The sequence below is a fragment of the Bacteroidota bacterium genome, from assembly GCA_016195025.1.
In the GTDB taxonomy this organism is placed as follows: domain Bacteria; phylum Bacteroidota; class Bacteroidia; order Palsa-948; family Palsa-948; genus Palsa-948.
In genome coordinates this window covers 1-26,077 of record JACQAL010000076.1, presented here as the reverse complement: position 1 = coordinate 26,077, position 26,077 = coordinate 1, and the positions used below count along the sequence as shown (strand labels likewise).

Sequence of the window (26,077 nt, the reverse complement as noted above, 5' to 3'; positions counted from 1 at the left end):
AGAATTAGTAATTCGTAACCAGGGCTGTTATCGAACTACCGTAATGTTTCCGGATTGAACAACCGGTTTTCCTTCGCTGCTTGTGGCAGAGAATTTATAGGCGTAAATTCCGGATTGAACGGGCGAGCCGTTGAAAGTTCCATCCCAACTTGTTTTCTGGTCGGTGGTTTCAAACACCACTTGCCCCCACCGGTTGTAAATCACGAGATGCATTTCTTTCATGTCACCCCAAACAGTGAGCAGGTCATTGTGATTATCGCCATTGGGAGAAAAGCCGGTGGGAACATAAATTTCGGGACAATCGCCTGTGATATATACAACCACCGAATCAAGTGCAAAACAATTGGGCGCTGCATTTGAAACGGTGAAATAATAAGTTGTGGTGGTGGTCGGGCTTGCCATGGGGCTCGGGCAATTGGTGCAACTAAGCGCGTAAGAAGGGCTCCATGAATATCCTGTTCCGCCAGAAGCAGAAAGTTCAACGCTGCTGGTAGAGCACGTGGTTTGATTTCCACCGGAAGAAGGAACAGGCGGACCTGTTACATTCAATGTGAATGCGTTTGAGCCGTTCACACATTTTCCTCCGCTCACAGTAACCGAGTAAGTAGTGGTAGAAGTTGGTGAAGCAACCGGGTTGGAACAATTGGTGCAACTTAAACCGGTGGAAGGACTCCATGTAAAAGAAGTTCCGCCATTGACACCTAATGTGGTTGAGTTGCCAATGCAAATTGTGGGATTGACTGCAAATACTGTTGGCGGACCGGGCTGTGTAACATTCACTGTAACGGTTGCTTTTCCGTTGGCGCAATTTCCGGTTACAAAAACAGTATAGGTTGTGGTGGTTGACGGAGTGGCAACCGGATTGGGACAAGTTGTGCAACTCAAGCCGGTGGAAGGACTCCAACTGAACGTGTTTCCGTTGCTGGGCTGAAGAATGGATGAATCGCCCACGCAAATGGTGGGAGTGCTTGCGGTAACAGTGGGCGCGCTTCCGCTGGTAGTGAAATGCGCAATGATGCTGTCGGATTGTGTGAGCGTAACGTTGACCGTTGTATCGAATTTACTGGGAGAGGGAGTGTGATTTTGAAATTCCCAATGGTCGAAGCAATAGGGAGAATTTGAATGCGCGGTAAAAATCATGGGAATGCCTCCGGGATAATTTGCGCTCCAGACAAAAGTAGAAATGTTAACGGAGTTTACATCTACAGTTCCTGAACCGGGTGGGTCAACATTCACTTTAATTGCGAAAGGACCGGTGGCTCCGTTGCAGGGCGCATAATTATTTACCACATAGGTGCAGCGCTGAAGAATAAAATTTTTCAATGCCAGCACATTGCTTTGCCATTGAGCAAAAGTTCCGCCCCATTTATTTACCTGCCCCTGCATTTCGGGTTTGATTTCGTTTATCATGCTGTCGAGAATCTGCACCATGCGCGTGCAACTCAAACTTGTATTCATCAAATCGAAATAGCGCATCACATAATATTGTTTGAAGGTTGGATTTTGCATGAGCGCATTCAGAATAGGAACATGCCCCTGGTTGCCGGGGTCGCCTAAATTTTGCGGAGTGCATGGGTCGGCAGTGGGAGTTTGATTTCCTACGCCTGTATAATCAATATAATGCCCGAAGGTTGCATCTTCATCCCATAAGTTATAGCGCCATTTCTTCTTTGTGGATTTTACATTTTTTCCTCTCCACCATTCTGTATTCCAGTTGAGCCAGTCGGAGGTAACGCAGAGCGAATTAAGAATAATATAATCTGCCAAACTTTTTACATTGTAAACGCTGTCAACATAATTATAATTGGCAGCAATCGCCATGTTATTAGTGGTAATAAAAGTTTCAAGTGCATTCCATTCGTTCTGCGCGGTGACACCTCCGTATTCCGACCAGGTTCCTCCCCATGTTTTCAGCATCTGCAATGAATCCTGATCGGGAGTGAGTTGAAAGCGGGAAGGCGCGTTGTAATAGTAACTGGTGAAATCAGCGTCATCCACTTTTTCCCGCAGGTCATATACTCCCCAGTAATTTCCGTTTACATACATTACGCAAGGCGACCAGGTTCTTTCATCGAGATGAAGATTTGCTTTTTGTGCCATTGTTTCTACGTATGCATCACGGATATGGCAGGCGCCTAACTGCGAAGGAGGTCCCCATGAATAAGGATTGCCGGGATTTTCAAAAGGATAATTATCATTTGCTGCCGCTTTTAAAATGATGCGCTCAAATTCTTTTCTTGGTTTTATATTGAAGAAGGGATATTGCAGCGCATAATTATATCCGTATTGGTCTTTGGTTGCAAAATCAATTCCGCGCTGCGGATACGACCATGAATCGTTGCCGTGCTTGTTGGTTTCTCCGTAACTTTCAGTTTGAAAAACTCCGAGCGAATCAAAATATTCTATTCCGGTTTGAGGAAAAATTTGCGTTCCGTTCATCAGCGTGGCAATCTGGTCGCCAAAAATTGAAACCACACCCACCTTATGAGTAATATTTATAAAGTAAGTATTGCTCGCGACAAAACTTGCCGGAATATTTGCAGTTGAACTGAACGCTTTGGCACGAAGAACAGTGGTGGTTGAAATATTTATTGGAGATGAATAAGCGGTGGAAGCAGCAGTGGGAGTGCTTCCGTTTGTGGTGTAACGAATGGTAATATTCGGATCGGGAGTAGAAAGCGTTATGCTTTGCGCACCGGCATAAAACCCGGGAGCAATGCTCATGGCCGGAGTGGTGGCATAATTCTGATAAGGAGTGGCGGTGTTGTTCGAAGCATTGGGAGTTGGATTCAAAAAAACATTCCATGTGCCTGCACCGTTGGTGGTTCTTCCGCGCGAATGTGCCGCTTGCGTGCGCTGCATGGTGAGCGAATCAACAATAACTGCAGAAGCATTTGTAAGAATAATCTGGTTGGGTTTGCACTGCGTGAGTTTAAAACTTGCGTGAAGATTGGCGCCTGAATTTATTCCTCTGCCCGAAGCCCATATTCTGAGAAAGCCGTTTGCATTAATGGTAACATTTCCCAACTGCCATTTGGTGGGTTTGTTTTTATTGTTGCTCAGATACCAGCCCGTGAGATTTACAGAAGAAGCAGTAGTATTGTAAAGTTCAACCCAATCTTCGTAGTTGCCGAAGTTATCGGTGAAAGAATTAATATTGGAAGCCGAATATTCGTTAATGACAACCTGAGAAAAAGAAATGTAAGAAGTAAGATGTAAGAAGGCAGAAGTAAATGCAATAATAAAAATCTTTTTCATGGCGCGCAAATGTAAAGAGGAGAATCTGTATGCATTCTGGATTTCGGGGCGCATGACTTTCTGGTGTTGAAAGGAATGCCGAAGGTAAATTATTTATGGATATAAGTCAATAGGTGCATACTTATTTTTTAATACACCGGTGTTAGTAAGAGGTACGGAAGCGAATTAGCTGCAAATATTCGAATAACAGATTTTGATTTGCGTATAAAAATGTAAATTCACCGCCTTAAAAATTATTTTATGAAAAAGATTCTTCTTTCATTATTCATTATTCATTGTTCATTTATTTCATTTGCTCAAAAGAAACAAATCACCCTCGAAGACATCTTTCAGAAAAACACCTTTGCCGTAAAAAGAATTTACGGCATCCGCTCCATGAAAGACGGAGAGCATTACACCACCCTCGATGATAACGGAAAACAACAATTCATCGTGAAGCACGATTACAAAACCGGAAAAGTAAGCGATACTATTTTGAAAAGCGATGGCTTGGTTCCAAAAATTGAAATGGACGATTACCGCTTCAGCGAAGATGAAAATAAAATTCTCATTTCATCCGAATCGGAACAGATTTACCGCCATTCAAAGAGAGAAAACTATTATATCTATGACAGGAAAAGCAAAGCCACAAAATTTATTTCTGAAAACGGAAAACAGATGTATGCTGAGTTTTCTCCCGATGGAAGCAAAATCGGCTTTGTGCGCGAGAATAATCTTTTCGTATATGATATTCTTTCCGGAAAAGAAACGCAAATCACCAGCGATGGAAAAATAAATAACATCATCAATGGCGCAACCGATTGGGTGTATGAAGAAGAATTTTCGTTTGACAAAGCGTGGTTCTGGTCGCCCGATGGAAGCAGAATTGCCTATTACCGTTTTGATGAATCAAACGTTAAAGAGTTTTCCATGAACAAATACGGCACCCTCTACCCCACCGAATATAAATTCAAATATCCGAAAGCAGGAGAAGATAATTCCAAAGTTGATATTTACATTTATGATATGCGAAACGGAAATAAAATGAAAGTTGATTTGGGAAACGATTACGAATATATTCCAAGAATAAAATGGACGCACAGCATGGCTCCGGGATTTGTTCCTAATCCCCTCCTCTCCATTCAGCGCATGAACCGCCTGCAAAACAAACTGGAACTGCTGCTTGCGGAGTCATCGGGCGGAAAGCCGAAAATAATTCTCACGGAAACCAGCGATACCTACCTTGAGATTTCCGATAACTTAACTTTTCTTCCCGATGGAAATAAATTCATCTGGAGCAGCGAGCGCGATGGATTCAATGAACTTTATCTCTACGACCTCAGCGGGAAACTGCTTAACCAAATCACCAAAGGAAATTTTGATGTGGAAAAATTCTTTGGCTATGACGAAAAAACACAAACTGTTTTTTACACCTCTACAAAAGTTTCTGCTAACGACAGAACTTTATTCAGCAACAAAACTGACGGCTCTTCCGAAAAACAATTATTCTCCAAAGCAGGAACCGATGATGCCGAGTTCAGTTCCACGTATTCCTATTACATCTTCACGCATTCCGATGCCAACACTCCCCCGGTAATTTCTGTTTGCAATGCAGGCGGAGAAATGCTTCGTACGCTCGAAGACAATGCCGCGCTGAATAAAACGCTCAGCGAATATTCTCTCACCAAAAAAGAATTTTTCACTTTCAAAACTTCGGGCGGAACTGAATTGAACGGATGGAGGATGGAGCCCAAAGCCCCTTCCCTAAAGGGAGAAGACAAAAACAAAAGCGGGGGACAAGGGTTTCCTGTGCTAATGTTCGTCTATGGAGGTCCCGGTGCGAACACGGTGAACAATACGTGGGACAGAGATTATATATGGTATCAGATGCTCTACGAAAAAGGATACATGATTGTTTCCGTGGATAACCGCGGAACAGGAGGGCGCGGCAAAAAATTCCGCGACTGCACCTACAAGCAATTGGGAAAATCAGAAACCGAAGACCAGATGGAAGCAGCAAACTATCTCGGCACGCTTCCGTATGTGGATAAGAACAGAATCGGAATATGGGGATGGAGTTATGGCGGCTACATGAGTTCGCTCTGCATTTTCAAAGGCGCAGAAACATTTAAAATGGCAATGGCTGTTGCGCCTGTTACCAACTGGCGTTATTACGATAACATTTACACCGAGCGCTACATGGCTCTGCCGAAAGAGAATGCAAATGGCTACGATGATAATTCTCCCATCAACCACGTGGATAAACTGAAAGGAAAATTTTTGCTCGTGCACGGAACGGCAGATGACAACGTGCATTTTCAAAATTCAATGGAGATGGTGAGCGCGCTGGTGAAAGCAAATAAACAATTCACTTTCTTTGCTTATCCCGATAAAAACCACAGCATTTACGGAGGAAACACGCGCCTGCATTTATACAACATGCTCACGAATTTTATTTTAGAAAATTTATAGATGAAAAAAGTTTTCTTCCTCCTGGTTATTTTACTGCTCATTGAAATTTCCTGCCGGAAAACAAAATGGAAGTGCGATGAGGATGTGAGTTACGCAAACGATATTCAGCCGCTGTTTGACGCGCATTGCAACAAGTGCCATTCATGGGATTCGTATGCCAAAGCAAAACAGCTTGCCGATGACGGAAGATTAAGAGCGGTTACCATTACCGAACGAAGCATGCCGCCAGGCGGGCAAAAACGGCTCACACTTAAAGAGCGAAAAAAGATTTACTGCTGGCTGGAAGCAGGAGCGCCCGATAATTAACTCAGCGCAAACTCGGCTGCGGCTCTTGCGTGAATGAGGGTGGTATCAAAAGTTTTGATGGAACAATCTTCGGGCTTAATGAGCAAAGGAATTTCCGTGCAGCCGAGAATCACTCCCTGCGCACCTTGTTGTTGAAGCGAAGAAATTATTTCCAGGTATTTTTTCTTTGTTTCCGTTTTGATAATTCCTTTTCCCAATTCAGCGAAGATGGAGGCATGAATAAATTCCCGTTCGTCTGCTGATGGAATTATTGTTTCAATGCCGTGCTTGTGAAGAATGTCTTTGAAGAAATCTTTTTCCATTGTAAACTTTGTTCCAAGCAGAATCACTCTGTTTATTTTCTGCCTTATGATTTCCTTTGCGGTTTCTTCTGCTATATGAATGATGGGAATTTTTATTTCTGACTGAAGTTGATTCGCTATTATATGCGGAGTGTTGGCGCAAAGCACCAGCGCCTGGGCTCCGCTGCGCTCCAGTTCTTTTGCAATGCCTGCCGCCATTTTTAACAGCCCGTCCCAATCGTTTGCCTGCGCGTGTTTCAGAAAATCATCCATGTTCACGGAGCAGAGAAAGAGTTTTGCGGAATTCACTCCGCCCAATCGTTCATTCACGAACTTATTTATATAGGTATAATAATCCACGGTGGAAATCCAACTGGTGCCGCCAATCAATCCGAGTGTTTTCATACTAAATCCTTCAAATGCTACTATACAAATTGATACTAATGCTACTAATTTTAACAGCCATTCGTATTATTTGTTTCATTAGTATTCATTTGTAGATTGGCATTATATCATTCGTATAGAAATTATTTCTTCCGTTTTAGAAAATCTCCGTCAACAATAAAAAGTTTCACGCCATTTGTTGAACTTGTGCGATGCGAACTCAACTCATCCGAAACTTCATACGACATTCCTTTCGATAGTTTAATTATTCTTCCGTCAGAAAGTTCTGTGTCCATTTCCCCTTCAATGCAGTAAATGATATGTCCTTTCTCGCACCAGTGGTCGGCTTTGTAGTTTTTGGAATACTCCACCATTCTTATTCTCAGTCCTCCGAGTTGCAATGTTTTCCAGTAAGCAATTCCGCTTTCACCTTTGTGTTCCGTAGCAGGAATTTTTTTCCAGTTGGTGAGTTGAAATGGAATATTCATAATGGCAAATATACATTCAATCCAAATTGAAATAAACTTTTCGTCAAAAAACATTTTCCTATCTTCGCCAAATCAAGATTACGGATTAATGAATTGCGATTTAAGATTTAAAATCATTAATCATTAGTCATTAATCATTAGTCATTAATCATTAATTATTATGCCTGAACTAAAACAAAGCCATCCGAAAGGACTCTACCTTCTCTTTGCCACCGAAATGTGGGAGCGTTTTTCTTACTATGGAATGCGCGCCATATTTATTCTGTTCATGACCAAAGCGCTGTTCATGACCAAAGCCGATGCGTCAAACATTTACGGCAGTTATACCGGATTAGTATATCTCACTCCTCTTTTGGGCGGATATATTTCCGACCGCTACTGGGGAAACCGCAGAAGCATTCTCGTGGGCGGAATCCTGATGGCAATCGGGCAGTTCCTGATGTTCACCAGCGGAAGTTTTATTACCGATGGCGCGCAAAACCCTTCTGCCATCACTTTAATGTGGACGGGATTAACCTTCCTTATTATAGGCAACGGATTTTTCAAGCCGAATATTTCCACCATGGTCGGGCAGATTTACCCGAAAGGCGACCACCGCATTGACAGCGCGTTCACTATTTTCTATATGGGAATAAATCTGGGTGCGTTCTTCTCTCCGCTGGTGTGCGGAGGATTGGGCGATACCGGAAACATTCATGATTTCAGATGGGGATTTATGGCTGCGGGAACGGGAATGATTGTCAGCACCATCACCTTTGAACTTCTGAAAAACAAATTCATTGTTACACCCGAAGGAAAACCCGTGGGCATGCCGCCAAAAGTGGAAAGCAAACGCACCGCGCCCATGCAAGTGCCCGGCTACATGGTGTTCATGGGCTTGGTTGCAGTATTGTTATTCCTCCTCTTTTATTTTGTGGTGCATATTGACATGATTGGCTCCATTATTTTCTCCTGCATGTTCGGAATTCCCGGAATGATTATATCGGATAAGTCATTAACGAAAGAAGAGAAGCAGCGCATCTCTGTAATTTTTATTCTCGCCTTCTTCGTAATCTTTTTCTGGGCGTGCTTTGAGCAGGCAGGCGCATCACTCACGCTCTTTGCCGATTCGCAAACCGAGCGGCATCTGGGTTCGTGGGAAATGCCCGCATCGTGGTTTCAATCGGTGAACCCGCTGGGCATTATCGTGATGGCTCCGCTGTTCACCATGCTGTGGAATTTTTTAAACAGAAAAAACCTTGAACCCTCTTCTCCTCTCAAAATGGCTTTCGGATTATTGCTGCTCGCGCTGGGCTATGTGGTGATTGCTTTTGGCGTGCACGGAGTGGATGCTTCCACAAAAATTTCCATGTGGTGGCTCATCACGCTTTACATTCTTCACACCATGGGCGAACTCAGTTTATCACCTATCGGATTGAGCATGGTTTCCAAACTTGCGCCTTTGCGTTTTTCTTCTTTGCTGATGGGAACCTGGTTTCTTGCCAACGCGGCTGCCAATAAATTTGCAGGCACATTAAGCGCGCTCATTCCACCGGGCGCAGGCGAAGCAAAAGTTGCAGAAGCAAAAATTCCCACTTTCCTTGGAATGGAAATTCACAACCTGTTTACTTTTTTCACGCTCTTCATTGCGCTCAGCGGTGCGGCAGCGGTGTTTCTGTTTTTACTTTTCCGCTGGTTGGAAAAGAGGATGCATGGCATACGGTAGGGATTATAGATTATAAATTATGGATGAAATGCATTCCTAATCTATAATTCATAATTTCAATTACAGTTCAATAAAAAATAAAATGAAAAGAATTGTTTTCTTTTTTATTTGCTCATTCGCACTTAGCGCCTTCGCGCAAAAGAACAAACCCCTCGCCCGGCAATTAGACAGCATTTTTAATGATGACCAGAAATACCGCGAGATTGCAATGCGGTTTGATAATGATTCGATAGGGAGAATAATCAGGAAACAGGATTCCGTCAACCTTGTGAAAGTAAAAGTGATTTTAGATAAATACGGATGGCTTGGCGCTGATGAAGTTGGCGCAAACGGAAACACCGCTTTGTTCTTAGTGATACAACATGCCGATTTGAAAACACAGGAAAAATATTTGCCCGTGATGAAAGAAGCTGTGAAGAATAAAAAAGCGCGCGCCTCCTCTCTTGCATTGCTGATTGACCGCGTTGAAATGCGCAACAACCGCCCGCAGATTTATGGCTCGCAAGTGCAGGGCAACAGCTTTTATACCATCCTGGACGAAAAGAATGTGAACAAGCGCAGAGCAGAAGTTGGCCTTGAACCTTTGGAAGATTATGCAAAGCATTTTGGAATTGAATATAAACTGCCGGAGAAGTAGCCCTCCATTACCGCTGCACACACATTCCCCCTTCTGCTAAATCGAAATCGTAATCAAATCACTTGGCGAACTTGCGCGGGTGGAGTTTTTGCTGTCGTTCCATTAGAAAAATCTTTCATACTTTAGCACTTGCATCATTAAAAAAAACATACACCATGCAAACTACTTTTGAAGAATTAGAACAGTTGTTTAAAATAAAAGACAACAGGCAAATCAAAAGAGGGCTTGTAAATAAAATCACCGCTCTTGATTCTAAAAATGTGCAGGTGACGGACGAAGCCCTGAAAGAACTGCTTGCCCGGTTCAGAAACAATGGCGCATATGATGTTGCCGAAGCGAGCAAAGCATATAATGTTACAGAGGAAACGATGCTGCATTTTGCACGACATAAAATAATTTCGAGTTATCAACTTGTTTCAGCAGCAGGCAGCAAGGTCTTGTTTTTAAAATCGGAACTTGAAAAAGAAAATCACTTGCTGCTTACTCATTCGCAGGCAGACCGCATGAAAATAGCCCGTTTAGCCGACCATCTTGCACGGGTTTTATATAAGGAAAAAGAAATGCAGCCCAGAAATTATCTCATGTTAAGAATGTATTATTTTGAAGACATATCAAGGGAACAAATAGCAAATAAATATTCTCTCACACCTGAACGGGTGAGACAGATAATTGCTAAAACTGAACGCAGGATGCTTTATGCTGTTCAAAGAGTGTTACACGGCATTAAAAAGTACGAAGAATATGACAAACAAAACACTGAACTGAGAGACAAAAATTCTCATTTGAAGTATCAATATTCAGTACTTGAAGAAAAGTTTAATAAATTAAAGAGCAAAACTTCAAAGCCCTCCGTCAAGCGCGCGGACAAAATTCTTCTCACGAAAATACTCGATTCCTCCTTCAGTGATGAAGTGAAAGCCCGTTGCCTGGTACATGATATTAACAGCATTCAAGAGTTAAGCACACACACAAAATATTCTTTGTCCTATAGAGGGTTTGATGAAAAGGAAATTACAGAAGTAGAAAGTTTTTTTAAAAAATCTAATATTCCTTTCCGAGCGAAATAAACTTCCCGCCTATATGCAACATGACAAAATCAGTCCTGACAGGTTTCAAAAACCTGCCACTCAAAATGAAGATGCCCAAGCCCCCTCAATCCCCCGAAGGGGGAATCATGAAAAACAGCCCTCATCTGTGTTCCCCCCTTCGGGGGGAGGGGGGGCTAAATCGAAATCGTAATCAAATCACTTGCAGAACTTGCGCGCACGGGGTTTTTGCTGTCGTTCCACTGCAAATACATGAACAGCGTTTTGCCGATATTCGCGTTTCCAAGGTCGAGAATAAACTTTGCGCCTGAAAAAACCTTTTGCTTGTCGCAATTATCGGGTGAATCGGGCGGGTCAATGAGCACCAGCGCATCGGCTGCTTTTTTATTTGCCGCAGGCGAAGGATTTTCCTGCGCCATTTCAGCCAGCAGTTCGGCTTTCGCCTGCAGAGCGCGCACATCCACGATGGAATAAGACACCAGCACGCCATCGGCAGTATCGGCAGTGTGCGATTTTTTTATGTTCTCCAAATCGCGGCAAAGGATTTGGTGCTTGCCTCCGCCCATGTTCTTGTGTTCATAAAAAATGTTTGCTTCAATGGGGTCTTTGTGTTTGGTTTTGGTGGTGTCGGCAACCGTTATGCGCATGAGTTTGCGCTGCGCATCGCTCACCGATTTATTTTTCCGGAGCCACTGCGCAATGAACTGGCGGATGCCCGCCACATAAAATTTCTTGGCGTCTTTTTTCGCTTGCGTGTCGCCTTCATCGCGCGTGGCGCGGTGCCCTTTTCCGCCTGCGGCATAGGCGGTGTTCCATGCTGCCTGCAGGTTTTGAAGGTTGGTTACATCGGCTGCCGGAATGTTCCACGCTCCGAAGTTGGCGTTTACCTGCACCATGAAGCCGCTCTGCCCGCTGTCGAAATCGGCATCGCCTACGCCTATCCATTCCTGCTGTGATGCTTTTTTGCTTTTTGCCATAAATTAATGATTAGTGATTATTGATTAATGATTATTGATGAGCCATTGGGGTAAACAAAAGATTGAAAAAAATAAAGTTTTCGCATTTTATTCCATTGTACAGATATATTCAGTGGTTGTACAGATATATGTAATGACTGTACAGATACATTGAATGGTTGTAGAGATATATTCAATGATTGCAGAGATACATACAATGACTGTAGAGATATATTCAGTGGTTGTACAGATATATGTAATGACCGTGCAGATAGAGCAGATGAGTGAATGTATCTGTACAGCCGTTTGAAAGTTCTGCCGAATGGTTTCATGGAAATTGCATGGAAGGTGAGAATGTTGGGCTGTTTCCCAATATTCCATTCTTCCATTCTTCCACTCTTCCAACATTCTATTCTTCCTTTTCCTTGCTGCATCGGTGTGTTTTTCAAAAACAGCGGCAAACATACAGGGGTATTTTACAGCCGTTGTACCCCATGGGGTATGCTGAAGAAGCATAATTTTTGGAAATAGCACATACACCAAAATCTTCTTTTATATGCAAAACAAAAAAGAACTGCTCGAAATAGTTTTCAGCAAGCGCCCGCTGTGGCGCGAAATACTGCAGGACAAAGAAAACGGCATGAGCCAAGCCCAATTAGGAAAAAAATATGCCGCGCGTGATGCCAATGTGGACTGCATAAAAAAAATACGCAAGGAACTTATTCAGTTGTTTGATGTGAAGGGCGGCTGGAAAGAACTCTGCCACGAGGCGGTGCAGTACGGATTCATTATAGAAAAACCAAAACCAGATTATGCAATGAATCACACGCCCTGCAATTATTTAATTGAAACCGTTGCCATGCTGCAAGCCAAAGAAGAAAACAAAAAATGGAAGGCAAAGAAAAAACTGCTGGGGTGGAAATGAGTAATATGTGTTGTTACGCTTATCCGCAATAAATTGCATGAATATGCGTATGTTTGTGGCGGACCTGCCGGTAGGCAGGCAGGTATAACAAGTTAGCAACAATGCAAAAAAAATGACCCCGACAATTTCTCAACAGATAATTTATAACTTTGACCTCTCTCTGTTGGCAATAACTTTTAAAAATAAAACATTCTAACTAACGACAATGAAAAAATATTTTCTCCTTCTGACAAGTGCGACACTGATTTTTAAAATTGGATATTCGCAAACCAATGTAAGCGGTTTCATTTCTTCCAATACTACATGGACTCTTGCGGGCAGTCCATACATTATAGTAGGAAATACTTTATTGGACAGCGGTTTTACGCTGACCATTGACCCCGGAGTGATGGTGAAATTCAACAGCAAGAAATCTCTGCAGATAAGCGGAATATTACGGGCAATAGGAACAAACACGGCTCAGATTACTTTTACAAGCAATACGATTACTCCAGCGTCTGGAGATTGGGATTATATTCTTTTTAATACACAGGCAACCGATTATGACACCACTGCTAAAACCGGCTGCATCATGCAATACTGCATAGTGGAATATGGTGGCGGAGATCCCTCAAAGGGTGCGGTACATGCACCAGACGCTGTTCCTTATTTTAATTACTGCAATATACGCAATAACGCAAACTCAGGATTATTCATTAATGCCTCTGGTCCTGCCTTTAAGACGGTATATATTATCAACAGCACATTTACAAATAATAACACTACTACAGGTGGCGGAGGAGGAGCATATCTTGAAGGAGGCGCTGGTTACAGAAGGTTTTATATCACCGGCTGCCTGTTCAGCAATAACTCGGCTGTTAACGGAGGAGGCGCTATTGAAGGCGGTGGCGGTGCTCCTTCAGGATATACTTTTTACATTACGGGAAACACTTTTTTAAATAATTCCACTTGGGGCAGCGTTAACAGTTCGGGCGGAGCAATGAATTTAGGCGGATCGGTTCTTATTTCAGACAATGTTATTTGTAATAACAGCGCATACCAATATGGCGGAGGAATATCATTTTATGCCAGTGGTTTGATGAAGGATAATATCATTTATAATAACAACACTCCTTATTATGGAGGTGGTATTGCTGTTTTTTCATCTCCGCTCATTACCAATAATGTTATAGCACATAATTCGGCAAGCAATTCTGGCGCTATATGTAACGCTGACAATATTGTAAGAAACCATATAGTAGATAACACTTCTACAGACCAAAACCAGGCCATAGGACAGTATTTGGGTCTTACGGCTTTTAATTATAATACAATTACAAGGAACATAACAACGGGTACATCTTCTGCTCCTGTTACTTCTGTAGTTTATTTATCTGCTCCGGGTGCCGGTACTTTTCCTTTCTATAATAATAATATTTATGGCGATTATGCAACTTATGAAATATGGAATGCCAACCTTACAGGAAATGATATAATGGCAAAAAACTGCTGGTGGGGTACTACATCAACTTCTGTGATTGATTCAAAAATATGGGACTACTTTGATAATGCCACCCTTGGCATAGTATATTATGCTCCTTACAAATCATCACCCGATACAACTGCACCTGTTACTCCACCGGTGAATGTGATTAAAACCGATTTGGGAGGAGGAAAAATAAAAGTAACATGGAATACAAATCCTGAAATTGATTTGGCAGGATATAAAATTTATTACGGCTCTCCTACGGGATATTCATTTGCAAATTTTATAAATGCCGGCAATGTAAATACATACACGCTTTCATCCACCTCTATTACTGACACTATTGCTTTAACTGCTTATGATTCTCTTGCAGACGGAACAAAAGATATGTTTGAAGGACATGAAAGTTGGTTTACCAATGCGGTGGGAAAACCCATTCCTGCTTTTTCTGCATCGCCCATTCCTGTCTGCGCAGGCGATACCGTATTTTTTACAGACCTTACTCCTACTACTTATTCATACACCAACACAACATGGTCATGGAGTTTTCCCGGTGGAATGCCCGCAGTGTCATCGGCACAAAATCCGAAAGTGATTTATTATAATTCCGGAACATATTCTGTGAAATTAGTTGTAACAAATATTGCCGGCAGCGATTCTATCACTATGACAAATTATATTGCGGTGGATACACTTCCCAATCCAACAATTACTCCAAGCGGACAGACCATATTTTGTCAGGGAGACAGTGTGATGCTGAATGTAGGCACAGGATATTCTTCGTATCAATGGTCAACGGGCGAAAGCACACAAACAATTGTTGTGAATCAAACTGGAACATACAGCGCGACAGTTTCCAATAACTGCGGCAACTCCACAACAAGTATTTCTGTTACTGTTAATCCGATTCCAACCGTGGGTCCTATGAGTCCTGTTTCAATATGTACTGGACAAAGTGCAACCTTATGCGCAAGCGGTGGTATATTTTATTCCTGGGCGCCCGGCAATCAAACTTTTGCGTGTATCGCAATAACGCCCACCGCTTCCACAACTTATACTGTAACTATAGCGGATGCTAGCGGATGCACGAACAATGATAGTGTTATGGTAACAGTTAATTCTTTGCCCTCTGTTGCACTTGCATTGAATCCAGATACTGTTTGCATCGGTTCTGGCGCGTATGCGCTTACCGGGGGTTCACCCAACGGAGGAATTTATTCCGGCACCGGAGTAAGCGCAGGAAATTTTGACCCGGCTGTAGCAGGAACCGGCACTCACACCATAACTTATTCTTATACCGATGTAAACGGATGCACCGACAGTTCATCTGCACAGATATATGTGGATTTGTGCACAGGGCTTCAAACTTTTTCCGATAATCAATCAGTAACGATTTTTCCGAATCCTTTTTCCACACAGACAGTTTTGCAGACAGACAATCTTTTACATAACGCAACTCTCACGGTTTACAATTGTTTCGGGCAGACAGTTGCGCAAATAAAAAATATCAGCGGGCAGACGGTTACTTTCTCTCGTGGCAATCTCTCAAGCGGACTGTATTTCGTTCGGCTGACAACTCCCTCTCCTGTTTTAGGAGAGGGCGGGGGTGAGGTCTACACAGGCAAATTAGTAATCACCGACAAATAACTCTCCCCTTTCATCCCCTCTCTACCAAGTAGAGAGGGGAAAGAGGGGTGAGTCCTGTGACAAACAAATTACTAATCACCGATAAATAACTCTCCCCTTTCATCCCCTCTCTACCAAGTAGAGAGGGGAAAGAGGGGTGAGTCCTACTGCCCGCTGCTCTGCTCTTTAATTTTATTGTACTTAACGGTGTTGGCGGGGTCAATTAAATTCACCAACTCAAGAAGTTTTGTTTTTTCTTCCTGCTCGGCAGGCATAAAGAGGTTTACAATTTCATCGCTCTTGGCAAGAAAGAAAACCGTTAAACTATAATTGCCGGGCTTGGTTTCATACACGCTTTTCAAAGGCAGCAGCGCAGCAAGCACCACCGCGCGCGCGCTCACCACATCCTGCGACATCTGGTCAAAACCCATGCGGTGATATTTATAGATGCACTCGCGCAGCGGCTTGTACGATGAGTTCAGAATATTTTCCACTAACCAGTAGCGGTTGTGATCGTTCTGATTGCTCTGCCATCCTTTTTCTGCGGCATTCTGCGCAACAGAAACAATGGTTTGCGCTTTCTGATAAAACGCAGTTCCGCCTTCCTGCGAATAACTATCGTAATCGGTTCCGAGAATCACATAGGCATAATACGCCAGCATGGAAGTGAGATTGTAGGTGAAAGTATTTTCAATGTATTCGAGCGGCTGGTATTCCACGTATTTAAACTCAAGGTCTTTGTCGCGCACATTTAAGAGTAGAGAATTATACGATGATTTATAAACGGGCCTTCGCACCTGCACCTGCACATCGCCTTTGAACACATCGGAAGAAGGATGGTCGGTAATGGTAATGACCAAACTGCATTCAATGCGTTCGTCCTGCTGAAACACATCGTTGGTCCATTTGCGGGTGTTCATGAATTCGAAAAGGGACTGCTGAAGCGTTTGAAATATTTTTTTGTCGGTTGAATTTTGAAACTGCGGAGAAAGAATCTGCACCGAGCAATTGAGTTCCTGACCAATGACCAACGACCAATGACTAATGACTAATAAAACTACAAGTGAAATTATTATTCTATTCCGAATCATTTTACTTTCCTTATTATTTCATTCACAATTTCCTTTGCGCAGTTTTCTTTGCTCATCAGTTCAAACTTTTTCACTTTGTCACGCTGAGCGGAGTCAAAGCGTTTTTCAATAATAGTGATTTTGTTTGTATCGTGCATAAAGCCGGTTTCAGATGTTGGCGAATTGAGAACGATCAAGTCCATGTTTTTATTGTATAGTTTCTTTTTTGCATTCTGAATTGCGTTTTCCGTTTCAAGCGCAAAGCCAACGAGCAAACTTCCGTTTTTGTGTTTGCCGAGTTCAGATAAAATATCTTTTGTGGGCTCAACCTTTATTTCCTGTATTTCCGTTATTCCCTTTTTAATCTTTGCTTTTGCCTTTTCCCTGGGCGTGAAGTCAGCCACGGCAGCCGCCATTACAATTATATCTGCTTTAGAATTCTTTTTGCATTGCGCATACATTTCATCTGCTGTTGTAACATCAATTCTTTTTATGGAATTATTTTTTACCGAGAGAGAATTTGGTCCGCAAACCAACGTTACCTCTGCCCCACTCTTTGCTAACGCTTCCGCCACCGCAAACCCCATTTTGCCCGATGAATGATTACCGATGAAACGCACAGGGTCAATGGCTTCGTAAGTGGGACCGGCAGTTACAAGCGCTTTCTTACCGCTGAGCGGAGAGTTTTTTTTTATCTGCTCAGAAAGAAACTGAACAATTGCTTGGGGCTCTGCCATTCTTCCTTCGCCTTCCAGTCCGCTGGCAAGTTCACCGCTATCGGGAGGAATGATTATGTTGCCGAATGATTTTAACTTTTTCAGATTTTCTTTTGTGGCAGCATGTTTCCACATATCCAAATCCATTGCAGGCGCAACTACAACTTGAGATTTAGCGGAAAGATAAATTGCGAGAAGAAGATTATCGCAGATTCCGTTTGCCATTTTCGCCATTGCATCAGCAGTGGCGGGAGCAATTAAAATATAATCTGCCCACAGCGCAAGGTCAACATGATTGTTCCATTCTCCGTGCGCATTGGCAATAAACTCCGAGTAAACCGGATTTTTTGAAAGCGTGGAAAGCGTGAGCGGTGTAATAAATTCTTTTGCGAAAGGAGTCATTACCACTTTCACATTCGCTCCTGCTTTAACTAATAACCGTGTGAGGAATGCGCTTTTATAGGCGGCAATACTGCCGGTGATTCCAAGCAGAATATTTTTTCCGGTTAACATTTCGGTTTACGGTTTCCGGTCTGCAGTTTACAGTTCAAAATCAAAAACCGGAAACTGGAAACAGTAAACTGGAAACTAATTAGAAACTCTTCGAGCCCTTGGCAGGATTTCTGAAATAGATTTTATCTTCCATGAATTCCTGGGTGGCAATGGCGTGCGGCTTTGGCAAACGCTCGTAGTATTTTGAAACTTCAATCTGCTCGCGGTTCTCAAAAATTTCTTCGAGGTTGTCGGTGTGCGAAGCAAAATCGGCAAGTTTGCCTGTGAGTTCTTCTTTTATTTCCTGGTTAAGCTGGTTGGCGCGCTTTCCCACCACCACCACTGATTCATATAAATTCCCTGTCTTGGCTTCAAATGTCCGAAGGTCGCGGGTGATGGTGTTTAGTTCTGCGTTTGATTTTTTGTAGTCCATATCGGTATTGTTTTTTTAAGGAGTTGCTTTTAAATTGTCTAATTGTTTTTTTGCGTTCAGCGAATATCCTTCCGCCTCACTGTAATATTTATTGGTTTCAGAATAATAACTTACAAATTTATTAAACGCATCCACGGTTAATTTAAGCCGTTCTATTTTTTTCTTCTCTATGCTTTTGGAGGCGTAAAGATAATTAGATTTTACAATTAAGAACATTAATTCTTCGCGGTATTTTGTATCGGGAAAATCTTTGAGCACGCCTCCGCACGCAACCACAGCGGCTTTATAATCCTCCAGAAAATAATATTGCTTGGCAATTTCGTAGTATTTCATTTCAAGTTTGGCGCGGAGTTTCGACATAAGTTCGTTGCATTCTTCCTTGCGCTTGCTGTCGGGATATTTATTGATGAACATCTGCAATTCTTTGATTGCATTTTTTGTATCCGTCTGGTCTAAACTATAGCGAGGCGATTCGAGATAATAACAATAAGCATACATGAAAGAACATTCTTCGGTTTTATCGCTGGCAGGAAATGTTTTCACAAAATTTTCGAAATGATAGCCGGCTAAAAGATAATCCCCTGTGGAATAAGTGGCATACGCATAGTAGTACATTATTTTTTCCGCTTTGTTTGTTCCGCGGTAAACACTCACCAATTCTTCAAGCAGTGTGAGTGCCTTGGTATATTGCTTATCGTCATAATATTTAATGGCGGCTTCGTACTTTTTATTATAGTCGGTGCTTTTCAGAAGCCGGTTATAGTCGCTGCAGGAAAAAAATACGAAGCAAATGCTGCACAGAATTACAAGATTTATATTTCGTATTTTTCGTACAAATTCGTTTTTTTGCTCTGAATCCCTTCGGGACGCTGATTTTGTGAATTTATTGTTCATTTCTTTTATGGCACGCAAAGATAGTTTTTTCGGCTTTGATTGAAGAAAATATCTAATATTGTGCGAATTTTAATTACGTAAAGAAAAAACTTCAACGCAAACATGAAAGATTTATTTGAAAAAATAAAAGAAAATCGTGGAGCCATTGGACAGTACGCAAAACTAGCGCACGGCTATTTTGCTTTTCCTAAATTAGAAGGAGAAATTTCTAACCGAATGATTTTTCGCGGAAAAGAACGACTCGTTTGGAGTTTGAATAATTATCTCGGGCTTGCCAATCATCCTGAAGTAAGAAAAACAGATAAAGAAGCCGCAGAAAAATACGGGCTTGCGCTTCCCATGGGAGCGCGCATGATGAGCGGCAATTCAAATTTTCACGAACAGTTTGAAAACGAACTTGCCGATTTTGTTCACAAGCAGGAAGCCATTCTTGTAAACTTCGGCTACCAGGCAATGGTTTCAGCCATTGATTGCTTGGTTGACCGCAGAGATGTAATTGTGTATGATGCCGAAGCGCATGCCTGCATAGTGGATGGCGTTCGCCTTCACATTGGAAAAAGATTTGCTTTCCTTCATAACGATATGCAGAGTTTGGAAAAACTTCTTGAACGCGCCACAAAAATTGTGGAAGAAACCGGAGGAGCCATTCTTGTAATCACCGAAGGCGTTTTCGGAATGCGCGGTGACCAGGGAAAACTAAAAGAAATTGTTTCGCTGAAAAAGAAATTCAAGTTCCGCTTGTTTGTAGATGACGCACACGGAATCGGAATCGAAGGAAAAAACGGTGGCGGCACAGGCGAAGAACAAAACTGCCAGGATGAAGTGGATATTTATTTCGGCACGTTTGCAAAATCTTTCGCCATGATTGGAGGATTCATTGCCAGCGAAGAAAACATTATTGAATACCTGCGCTACAATATGCGCTCTCAGGTTTACGCCAAAGCAATGCCCATGCCACTTGTGATTGGCGGATTAAAACGACTCGAACTCATGCGCAATCATCCTGAGTTCAGAAAAAAAGCATGGGACATAACTCATGCTCTTCAAAGCGGATTAAAGAAAGCCGGCTTTGATATTGGCGATACAAATTCATGCGTTACTCCTGTTTACATGAAGGGTTCCATTCCCGAAGCAACAAATATTGTGATTGAACTCAGAGAGAAATACAACATCTTCTGCTCCATTGTGGTTTATCCGGTTATTCCAAAAGGCATGATGATACTGCGCATTATTCCCACAGCAGCCCACACGCTTGAAGATGTGAATTACACCATAGATTGCTTCAAAAAAGTTAAAGAGAAACTTGCAAAAGGAGAATTTCAATCTGAAAAAATTGCAGCCGTAACTTAAATCACGAATCATAAATCTAAAACAACAACTCAAACCCAAATCAAAATGCAAAAGTACGAAGCCCTCAAACAATTAGTTGCCAACATGGACAACGATGTTCAGAAATTCTATGGCGGAAACAACGCAGCAGGAACGCGCGTTCGCAAGCACCTGCAGGATGTTAAACGCGCCTGCCAGGACATGCGCGATGAAGTGCAGGAAATCCGCAAAGGACGCAAGGACGCGTAAGAATCCATTTCGGATTTCGGATTTTAGATTGCGGATTGATTTTCTTCGCAGCGAGTAGGTATTGTCAATCCGCAATTTTCATTTCGCAGTTCGCAATTTCTTTATATGAAAGCAGATGTTTTGCTCGGTTTGCAGTGGGGCGATGAAGGCAAAGGAAAAATTGTTGACGTCATTGCCGACAAGTACGATATTGTTGCGCGCTTTCAGGGCGGACCCAACGCAGGGCACACGCTTGAATTCAACGGGCTCAAGCACGTTCTACATCTGATTCCCTCAGGAATTTTTCACGAGCGGATTGTAAACATTATCGGCAACGGAGTGGTGATTGACCCCACGGTTTTCAAGAAAGAAATTCTTGCACTTGAAAAACTCGGAGCTCAATCAAGAAAAAATCTTTTCATTTCAAAGCGTGCGCATTTGATTCTTCCCACGCACCGATTGTTAGATGCTGCCAGCGAAGCAGCGAAGGGAAAAGAAAAAATCGGTTCAACTCTCAAAGGAATCGGTCCTGCGTATATGGACAAGACAGGAAGAAACGGTTTGCGCGTGGGAGATATTTTTTCTCCTGACTTCAAAAAAAAATATGATTTCTTAGTAGAGAAGCATAAACAACTTCTTGCGCTTTATGATTTCAAATACGATTTAAAAGAGCATGAGCCCGCGTGGTTTGACGGAATAGAAACCCTCAAGCAATTTAACTGCATAGAGAGCGAAAAATATTTGCACGATGCATTCGCAGAAAAGAAAACCGTTCTGGCGGAAGGCGCGCAGGGTTCGCTGCTTGATATTGACTTCGGCACCTATCCGTATGTAACTTCCTCCAACACCGTTTGCGCGGGCGCGTGCACGGGCTTGGGAATTGCTCCCAACAAAATCGGGAACGTAATTGGAATCTTCAAAGCGTATTGCACGCGCGTGGGCAGCGGACCTTTCCCCACCGAACTGAATGATGCCACCGGAGAACTCATTCGCAAGGCGGGAAATGAATTCGGCTCCACCACCGGACGTCCAAGACGCTGCGGCTGGCTTGATTTGCCCGCGCTGAAATATGCCATTGCCATCAGCGGTGTTACCGAACTCATCATGATGAAAGCCGATGTGCTTGCAGGGTTGGATACTATTAAAGTTTGCACGCATTACCTCACCCCTCACTCCCCTCTCCTTGAGCAAGGAGAGGGAAAGATTGATTTTCTTCCCTATGACATTTCCATTCCGCTTCTACCTATATATAAAGACTTCAACGGCTGGAAAACCGATTGCCGCAATGCCGGCAGAAATCTTCCTCAACCGTTACTCGATTACATTCATTTTATAGAAAAAGAAGTGAACACGCCCATCACCCTCATTTCAATAGGTCCTGACCGCACGCAGATTATTCAAAGAGGGAAAGAAAGCAGAAAAGAAAATGCGAATATAAGCAGGTGAGGTATTTTACTGCTGTTTCTCTTACCACTTACTCACCAAAACGACCAGTTATTAAAATGCCGAAACCATTTGGCACGTTCTTCGTTATGATATAAAAAGCATTTCTTCCTGAAGAGTCGGCTCTCGCCCATGAAAGAACCGGGGGATGGAAGAAATCAGAAGCGGAAAGCATCTGCAAAAATGAATCGGCACCGAGTGCATTCAGGAAGCAGGTGCATCCGCTTTTTCTTTTGTACTTTCGTATTTACAGATGAAAAAGAAAATTCCATTTGATTTTATTTTGGATTATCTGCATCCATTGGAAATAACTATTCGTCCCATGTTTGGCTGCCATGCGATTTATTCCCATGGAAAAATTCTTTTAATCGTAAGAAAAAAATTCGACCATGCTGATGCGAACGGAGTTTGGATTGCCACCGGAAAAGAACATCACGAAAGTTTGAAAAAAGAATTCCCTTCCATGCAATCAGTTTACATTCTGAGCGAAGGAAAAGGAGAAACCAACTGGCAGATAATTCATGAAAACGCAGAAGATTTTGAAGAGTCAGTAATAAAAATTTGTGAACTGATTTTGAAAGGCGATGAACGAATTGGGAAAATTCCAAAAGCAAAAAAGAAAAAACGCACTCATGAATTACAACAAGGAAGCAATTGAGCACCTCACAAAATTTATCAAAGGTGATAAAGAAGCGCTGGATTGGCTCATAAAAAATAATCTGAAAGAACTTGAATTGCTCTACTATGCTTTGAAAGGTTACGATGGCGCACTGAAAGAACTGGTATCAAAAAAATATTTTGAAGTTGCAGCCTTTGCAAATGCGGTAACGGGAAATACAAGCGCATTCAACTGGCTTGTGAAAAACAAAAAATACGAATGGGTAGCAACTATCCGAACTATTAAAAAGAAAAAAGACGCAGCCCTGTGGCTCATGCAGCATAAACTCGACCATTATTTTTATTTGGCAAATGCCATACGCAGCGAACTGATTATAGAAAACGAAGGCGATTTTCTTGGAATGATTGCCGGGTGGCTGAAGAAAATTATTCGGGGACCCTACAGTAAATAAATTTTAATGAACGCAGAAATAATTTCCATTGGCGATGAAATTCTCATAGGGCAGATTGTAAACAACAATGCAGCATGGATGGCGCAGCAATTAAACCTGATTGGAATTTCCGTGAGGCAGATTTCAACTGTGGGAGATGACAAGCAGGAACTTTTGCGGATTTTTTTAGAAACACGTAAGAGAGCAGATATTATTCTCATCACTGGCGGACTTGGCCCAACCAGCGATGATATTACCAAACCCGTTCTCTGCGAATTTTTCGGAACTAAATTAATTTTCAAAGAAGAATTATTTAAGGATGTAAAATTTCAATTTGAATTGCACGGAATAAAAATGCCTGCCATGAATCGCGGGCAAGCTGAAGTTCCGGAGAATTGCACTCCCATTCGAAATAAAAACGGAACAGCGCCCGGAATGTTTTTTGAAATAGAAAATAAAATATGGATTTCACTCCCCGGAGTTCCCTATGAAATGAAAGCGATGATGAATGATTTTGTAATTCCTGAATTACTAAAAAGATTTTCAAAAGAATTTATCCTGCACAAAACAATTTACACGCAGGGAGTCGGAGAATCTACACTTGCAGAAAAAATAAAAACATGGGAAGATTCACTTTCTTCTGAAGGAATAAAACTGGCATATCTTCCTTCTCCGGGAATAGTGAAACTTCGGTTGTCGGCAAAAGGATTTCTCGACTCCGCTCGAAATGACAATAAAAAAATTACTAAAGCAATCAATAAAAAAATAAACGAACTAAAAAAAATAATTCCCGAATTAATTTTTTCCATAGAAGAATTCGGCAAAGAACCTGAATCACTTGAAAAAATAATAGGGGAAATTCTTCGAAAGAAAAAGAAAACTCTCGCTGTTGCCGAAAGTTGCACAGGCGGCTTCATCGGGCATTTAATTACAAGTGTTTCGGGAAGTTCAGATTATTTCAAAGGAGGAATTATTGCTTATTCAAACGAAGTGAAAATAATAGAACTTGGAGTAAATAAAAAAACTCTGAAAGAAAAAGGAGCAGTAAGTAAAGAAATAGCAGAACAAATGGCGCAAGGAGTGAGAAAAAAACTTAACGCTGATTTTGGAATTTCCACTACAGGAATTGCAGGACCAACAGGAGGAACAAAAAAAAAACCCGTAGGAACGGTTTGGATAGCCGTTTCATCTTCTAAGAAAATTATTTCACAAAAATTTAATTTTGGGAACAACCGGGAAAGGAATATTCAAAAATCGGGAATTACTGCATTAAATATGTTAAGAATGTTGTTTAAAAAATAATTTTGTAACCCTTCAAATTAGTGTAACTTTGTGCAGAGCAATTTCGTAAAGAACCCCATGAACGTTCCGCGATTTTTTCTTTCCTGGATTTTCAGTTCCATTCTGATGTTCGGTGCATCGTATGCATGGCATGGACTTTTTCTGAATGATTTGGAACGGCTTTCCTATCCGAAAGAAATTTTTCTTACAGGCGCCATCATCACGTATCTTATTCTCGGTTTTCTTGTCACAAAAGTTTATCTGATGGAATTTCCAAAAGCAATTGCACGCAGGCCTCTTGTACGTGGAATAATTTCGGGAGCCGCACTGGGAATTACAACGTACATTGTCGCGCTTGTGGTTGGAGTTTCTTTCAGCACTCAACTAAAACCCTCTTACATTCTTTTTGACCTTATGTGGCAAACGGTGGAACAAACTCTTGGCGGAATGGCGGTGGCATTTGTTTACATCTGGATTTACGATGGGAATCCTGTGCAGGTGATTACACGGAAAATGATGGGCGAGGATTAATATCCATACTTCTCTTTCCAATTCTTTCTTAAATATTCCCTGAATCTTTTCTCCACATCATTTTCTGCCGGCTCATACAATTTTGTTCCTTTTAATTCTTCGGGAAGAAATTCCATGTTCACAAAATTTCCTTCGAATGAATGCGCATACTGATATTCTTTTCCGTAATTCAACTCTTTCATCAACTTTGTTGGAGCATTTCTGACAGGAAGCGGCACAGATAAATCTCCGGTCTTTTTCACAACATCCTGCGCTTCACCAATTGCTTTGTAAGAAGCATTGCTCTTTGGCGAACACGCGAGGTAAACAACAGTTTGCGCCAGAATAATTCTTGCTTCCGGCATGCCAATCACATTCACCGCCTGAAAACAATTGTTGGCGAGAACCAATCCCATCGGGTTTGCGTTGCCAATATCTTCCGAAGCAAGAATCACTAATCTTCTTGCAATGAAAAGCGGGTCTTCGCCTCCTTCAATCATTCGCGCCAGATAATAAACTCCCGCATTGGGATCGCTGCCGCGAATGGATTTTATGAAGGCAGAAATAATATCGTAATGCTGTTCGCCTGTTTTATCATACAGCGCCATCTTCTGCTGAACAACACTGAGAAGTTTTTCATCTGTGATTACCACTTCCTTTTCTGAAATTGAATTCACATAAAGTTCCAGCGCATTGTAAAGTTTTCGAACATCTCCTCCTGAAAGACGAAGGAGCGCATCCGTTTCTTTTACAATTATTTTTTTCTTTTTCAGAAATTCATCATTGCGAATTGCAATATCAATCAACTTAAGCAATTCATCTTTTTCCATCGGCTTAAGCACATACACCTGGCAGCGCGAAAGCAAAGCAGAAATAACTTCGAACGAAGGATTTTCAGTTGTTGCTCCAATTAAAGTCACTGTTCCTTTTTCAACAGCGCCAAGCAAAGAATCCTGCTGCGATTTCCCGAATTCAAGAACTTAGCGCAACAAATCGACCTAGTAGATTTGTTGTATGGAAACACAGAATTATCACAGATTAAGTTATAAAGAGCGTGTCGTAATCGAGACACTTTTGGGTGAAAAAAAGTCACCTTCCTTTATC

Annotated in this window: 22 protein-coding genes and 1 pseudogene; 14 read left to right on the top strand and 9 right to left on the bottom strand. The window is 42.0% G+C overall.

Features of this window, described 5'->3' with window-relative positions; all coding sequences use genetic code 11:
• Window positions 1-27: 27 nt before the first annotated feature.
• A complete protein-coding gene (locus tag HY063_14370; protein ID MBI3502972.1) occupies window positions 28-3,258 on the bottom strand; it encodes a CotH kinase family protein in 3,231 nt (1,076 codons plus the stop codon).
• Window positions 3,259-3,498: 240 nt separating this feature from the next.
• Between HY063_14370 and HY063_14365 the strand changes: the two genes are divergently transcribed.
• The gene (locus HY063_14365) at window positions 3,499-5,709 is read left to right on the top strand and encodes a S9 family peptidase (GenBank protein ID MBI3502971.1); all 2,211 of its coding nucleotides are present in this window, start codon (window positions 3,499-3,501) and stop codon (window positions 5,707-5,709) included.
• Window positions 5,710-6,015: a hypothetical protein gene (locus HY063_14360; protein MBI3502970.1), complete on the top strand. Its 306-nt coding sequence runs from the start codon at window positions 5,710-5,712 to the stop codon at window positions 6,013-6,015.
• Here HY063_14360 and HY063_14355 read toward each other — a convergent pair.
• Both HY063_14355 and HY063_14350 read right to left on the bottom strand, forming a co-directional pair.
• A complete protein-coding gene (locus tag HY063_14355; protein MBI3502969.1) occupies window positions 6,012-6,701 on the bottom strand; it encodes an aspartate/glutamate racemase family protein in 690 nt (229 codons plus the stop codon). The genes HY063_14360 and HY063_14355 overlap by 4 nt on opposite strands.
• A gap of 122 nt (window positions 6,702-6,823) precedes the next feature.
• The gene (locus tag HY063_14350; GenBank protein MBI3502968.1) at window positions 6,824-7,222 is read right to left on the bottom strand and encodes a DHCW motif cupin fold protein; all 399 of its coding nucleotides are present in this window, start codon (window positions 7,220-7,222) and stop codon (window positions 6,824-6,826) included.
• Between the two features lie 106 nt (window positions 7,223-7,328).
• Between HY063_14350 and HY063_14345 the strand changes: the two genes are divergently transcribed.
• From HY063_14345 to HY063_14335, 3 genes are all read left to right on the top strand, one after another.
• Window positions 7,329-8,873, top strand: a complete 1,545-nt coding sequence (locus HY063_14345) for a peptide MFS transporter (GenBank protein MBI3502967.1) — start codon at window positions 7,329-7,331, stop codon at window positions 8,871-8,873.
• A gap of 82 nt (window positions 8,874-8,955) precedes the next feature.
• A complete protein-coding gene (locus HY063_14340) occupies window positions 8,956-9,510 on the top strand; it encodes a hypothetical protein (GenBank protein ID MBI3502966.1) in 555 nt (184 codons plus the stop codon).
• A 155-nt stretch (window positions 9,511-9,665) separates the two neighbouring features.
• Complete coding sequence (locus HY063_14335) at window positions 9,666-10,577, top strand: hypothetical protein (GenBank protein MBI3502965.1); 912 nt, start codon at window positions 9,666-9,668, stop codon at window positions 10,575-10,577.
• 155 nt (window positions 10,578-10,732) lie between these two features.
• Here the strand turns inward: HY063_14335 and HY063_14330 are convergent, their stop codons facing one another.
• Entirely contained in the window at window positions 10,733-11,533 is an 801-nt protein-coding gene (locus tag HY063_14330) for a hypothetical protein (protein ID MBI3502964.1), read from the bottom strand.
• Window positions 11,534-12,068: 535 nt separating this feature from the next.
• On the opposite strand from HY063_14330, the gene HY063_14325 reads away from it, so the two are divergent.
• Entirely contained in the window at window positions 12,069-12,437 is a 369-nt protein-coding gene (locus HY063_14325; GenBank protein MBI3502963.1) for a hypothetical protein, read from the top strand.
• Between the two features lie 205 nt (window positions 12,438-12,642).
• Window positions 12,643-15,549, top strand: coding sequence for a PKD domain-containing protein (locus HY063_14320; GenBank protein MBI3502962.1), 2,907 nt, complete (start codon window positions 12,643-12,645; stop codon window positions 15,547-15,549).
• A gap of 143 nt (window positions 15,550-15,692) precedes the next feature.
• On the opposite strand, the gene HY063_14315 is transcribed toward HY063_14320, so the two are convergent.
• The 4 genes from HY063_14315 to bamD form a co-directional block, all read right to left on the bottom strand.
• A complete protein-coding gene (locus tag HY063_14315) occupies window positions 15,693-16,619 on the bottom strand; it encodes a DUF4835 family protein (protein ID MBI3502961.1) in 927 nt (308 codons plus the stop codon).
• A complete protein-coding gene (gene coaBC, locus HY063_14310; protein MBI3502960.1) occupies window positions 16,616-17,827 on the bottom strand; it encodes a bifunctional phosphopantothenoylcysteine decarboxylase/phosphopantothenate--cysteine ligase CoaBC in 1,212 nt (403 codons plus the stop codon). Before coaBC ends, HY063_14315 begins: the two co-directional genes overlap by 4 nt.
• 79 nt (window positions 17,828-17,906) lie before the next feature.
• Window positions 17,907-18,239 carry a DNA-directed RNA polymerase subunit omega gene (locus tag HY063_14305; GenBank protein ID MBI3502959.1) on the bottom strand — a complete coding sequence of 111 codons (333 nt, stop codon included), beginning with the start codon at window positions 18,237-18,239 and terminating at the stop codon, window positions 17,907-17,909.
• 15 nt (window positions 18,240-18,254) lie between these two features.
• Window positions 18,255-19,133, bottom strand: coding sequence for an outer membrane protein assembly factor BamD (gene bamD / locus HY063_14300; protein ID MBI3502958.1), 879 nt, complete (start codon window positions 19,131-19,133; stop codon window positions 18,255-18,257).
• 102 nt (window positions 19,134-19,235) lie between these two features.
• On the opposite strand from bamD, the gene HY063_14295 reads away from it, so the two are divergent.
• The 7 genes from HY063_14295 to HY063_14265 all read left to right on the top strand — a co-directional run bounded on the left by HY063_14295 (window position 19,236) and on the right by HY063_14265 (window position 24,994).
• Entirely contained in the window at window positions 19,236-20,483 is a 1,248-nt protein-coding gene (locus HY063_14295) for an aminotransferase class I/II-fold pyridoxal phosphate-dependent enzyme (protein ID MBI3502957.1), read from the top strand.
• 45 nt (window positions 20,484-20,528) lie between these two features.
• Complete coding sequence (locus HY063_14290) at window positions 20,529-20,711, top strand: histone H1 (protein MBI3502956.1); 183 nt, start codon at window positions 20,529-20,531, stop codon at window positions 20,709-20,711.
• Window positions 20,712-20,816: 105 nt separating this feature from the next.
• Window positions 20,817-22,136: an adenylosuccinate synthase gene (locus HY063_14285; GenBank protein ID MBI3502955.1), complete on the top strand. Its 1,320-nt coding sequence runs from the start codon at window positions 20,817-20,819 to the stop codon at window positions 22,134-22,136.
• 250 nt (window positions 22,137-22,386) lie between these two features.
• Window positions 22,387-22,791 (top strand): hypothetical protein, encoded by a 405-nt coding sequence (locus HY063_14280; protein ID MBI3502954.1) that lies wholly within the window; start codon window positions 22,387-22,389, stop codon window positions 22,789-22,791.
• Window positions 22,766-23,203, top strand: a complete 438-nt coding sequence (locus HY063_14275) for a hypothetical protein (GenBank protein ID MBI3502953.1) — start codon at window positions 22,766-22,768, stop codon at window positions 23,201-23,203. The genes HY063_14280 and HY063_14275 overlap by 26 nt, the downstream gene beginning before the upstream one ends.
• A gap of 6 nt (window positions 23,204-23,209) precedes the next feature.
• The gene (locus tag HY063_14270) at window positions 23,210-24,484 is read left to right on the top strand and encodes a competence/damage-inducible protein A (protein ID MBI3502952.1); all 1,275 of its coding nucleotides are present in this window, start codon (window positions 23,210-23,212) and stop codon (window positions 24,482-24,484) included.
• A 57-nt stretch (window positions 24,485-24,541) separates the two neighbouring features.
• Entirely contained in the window at window positions 24,542-24,994 is a 453-nt protein-coding gene (locus tag HY063_14265; protein ID MBI3502951.1) for a hypothetical protein, read from the top strand.
• On the opposite strand, the pseudogene HY063_14260 reads toward HY063_14265, so the two are convergent.
• Window positions 24,991-25,938 (bottom strand): annotated as a pseudogene (locus tag HY063_14260) (replication-associated recombination protein A). The gene HY063_14265 and the pseudogene HY063_14260 overlap by 4 nt on opposite strands.
• Window positions 25,939-26,077 lie beyond the last annotated feature (139 nt).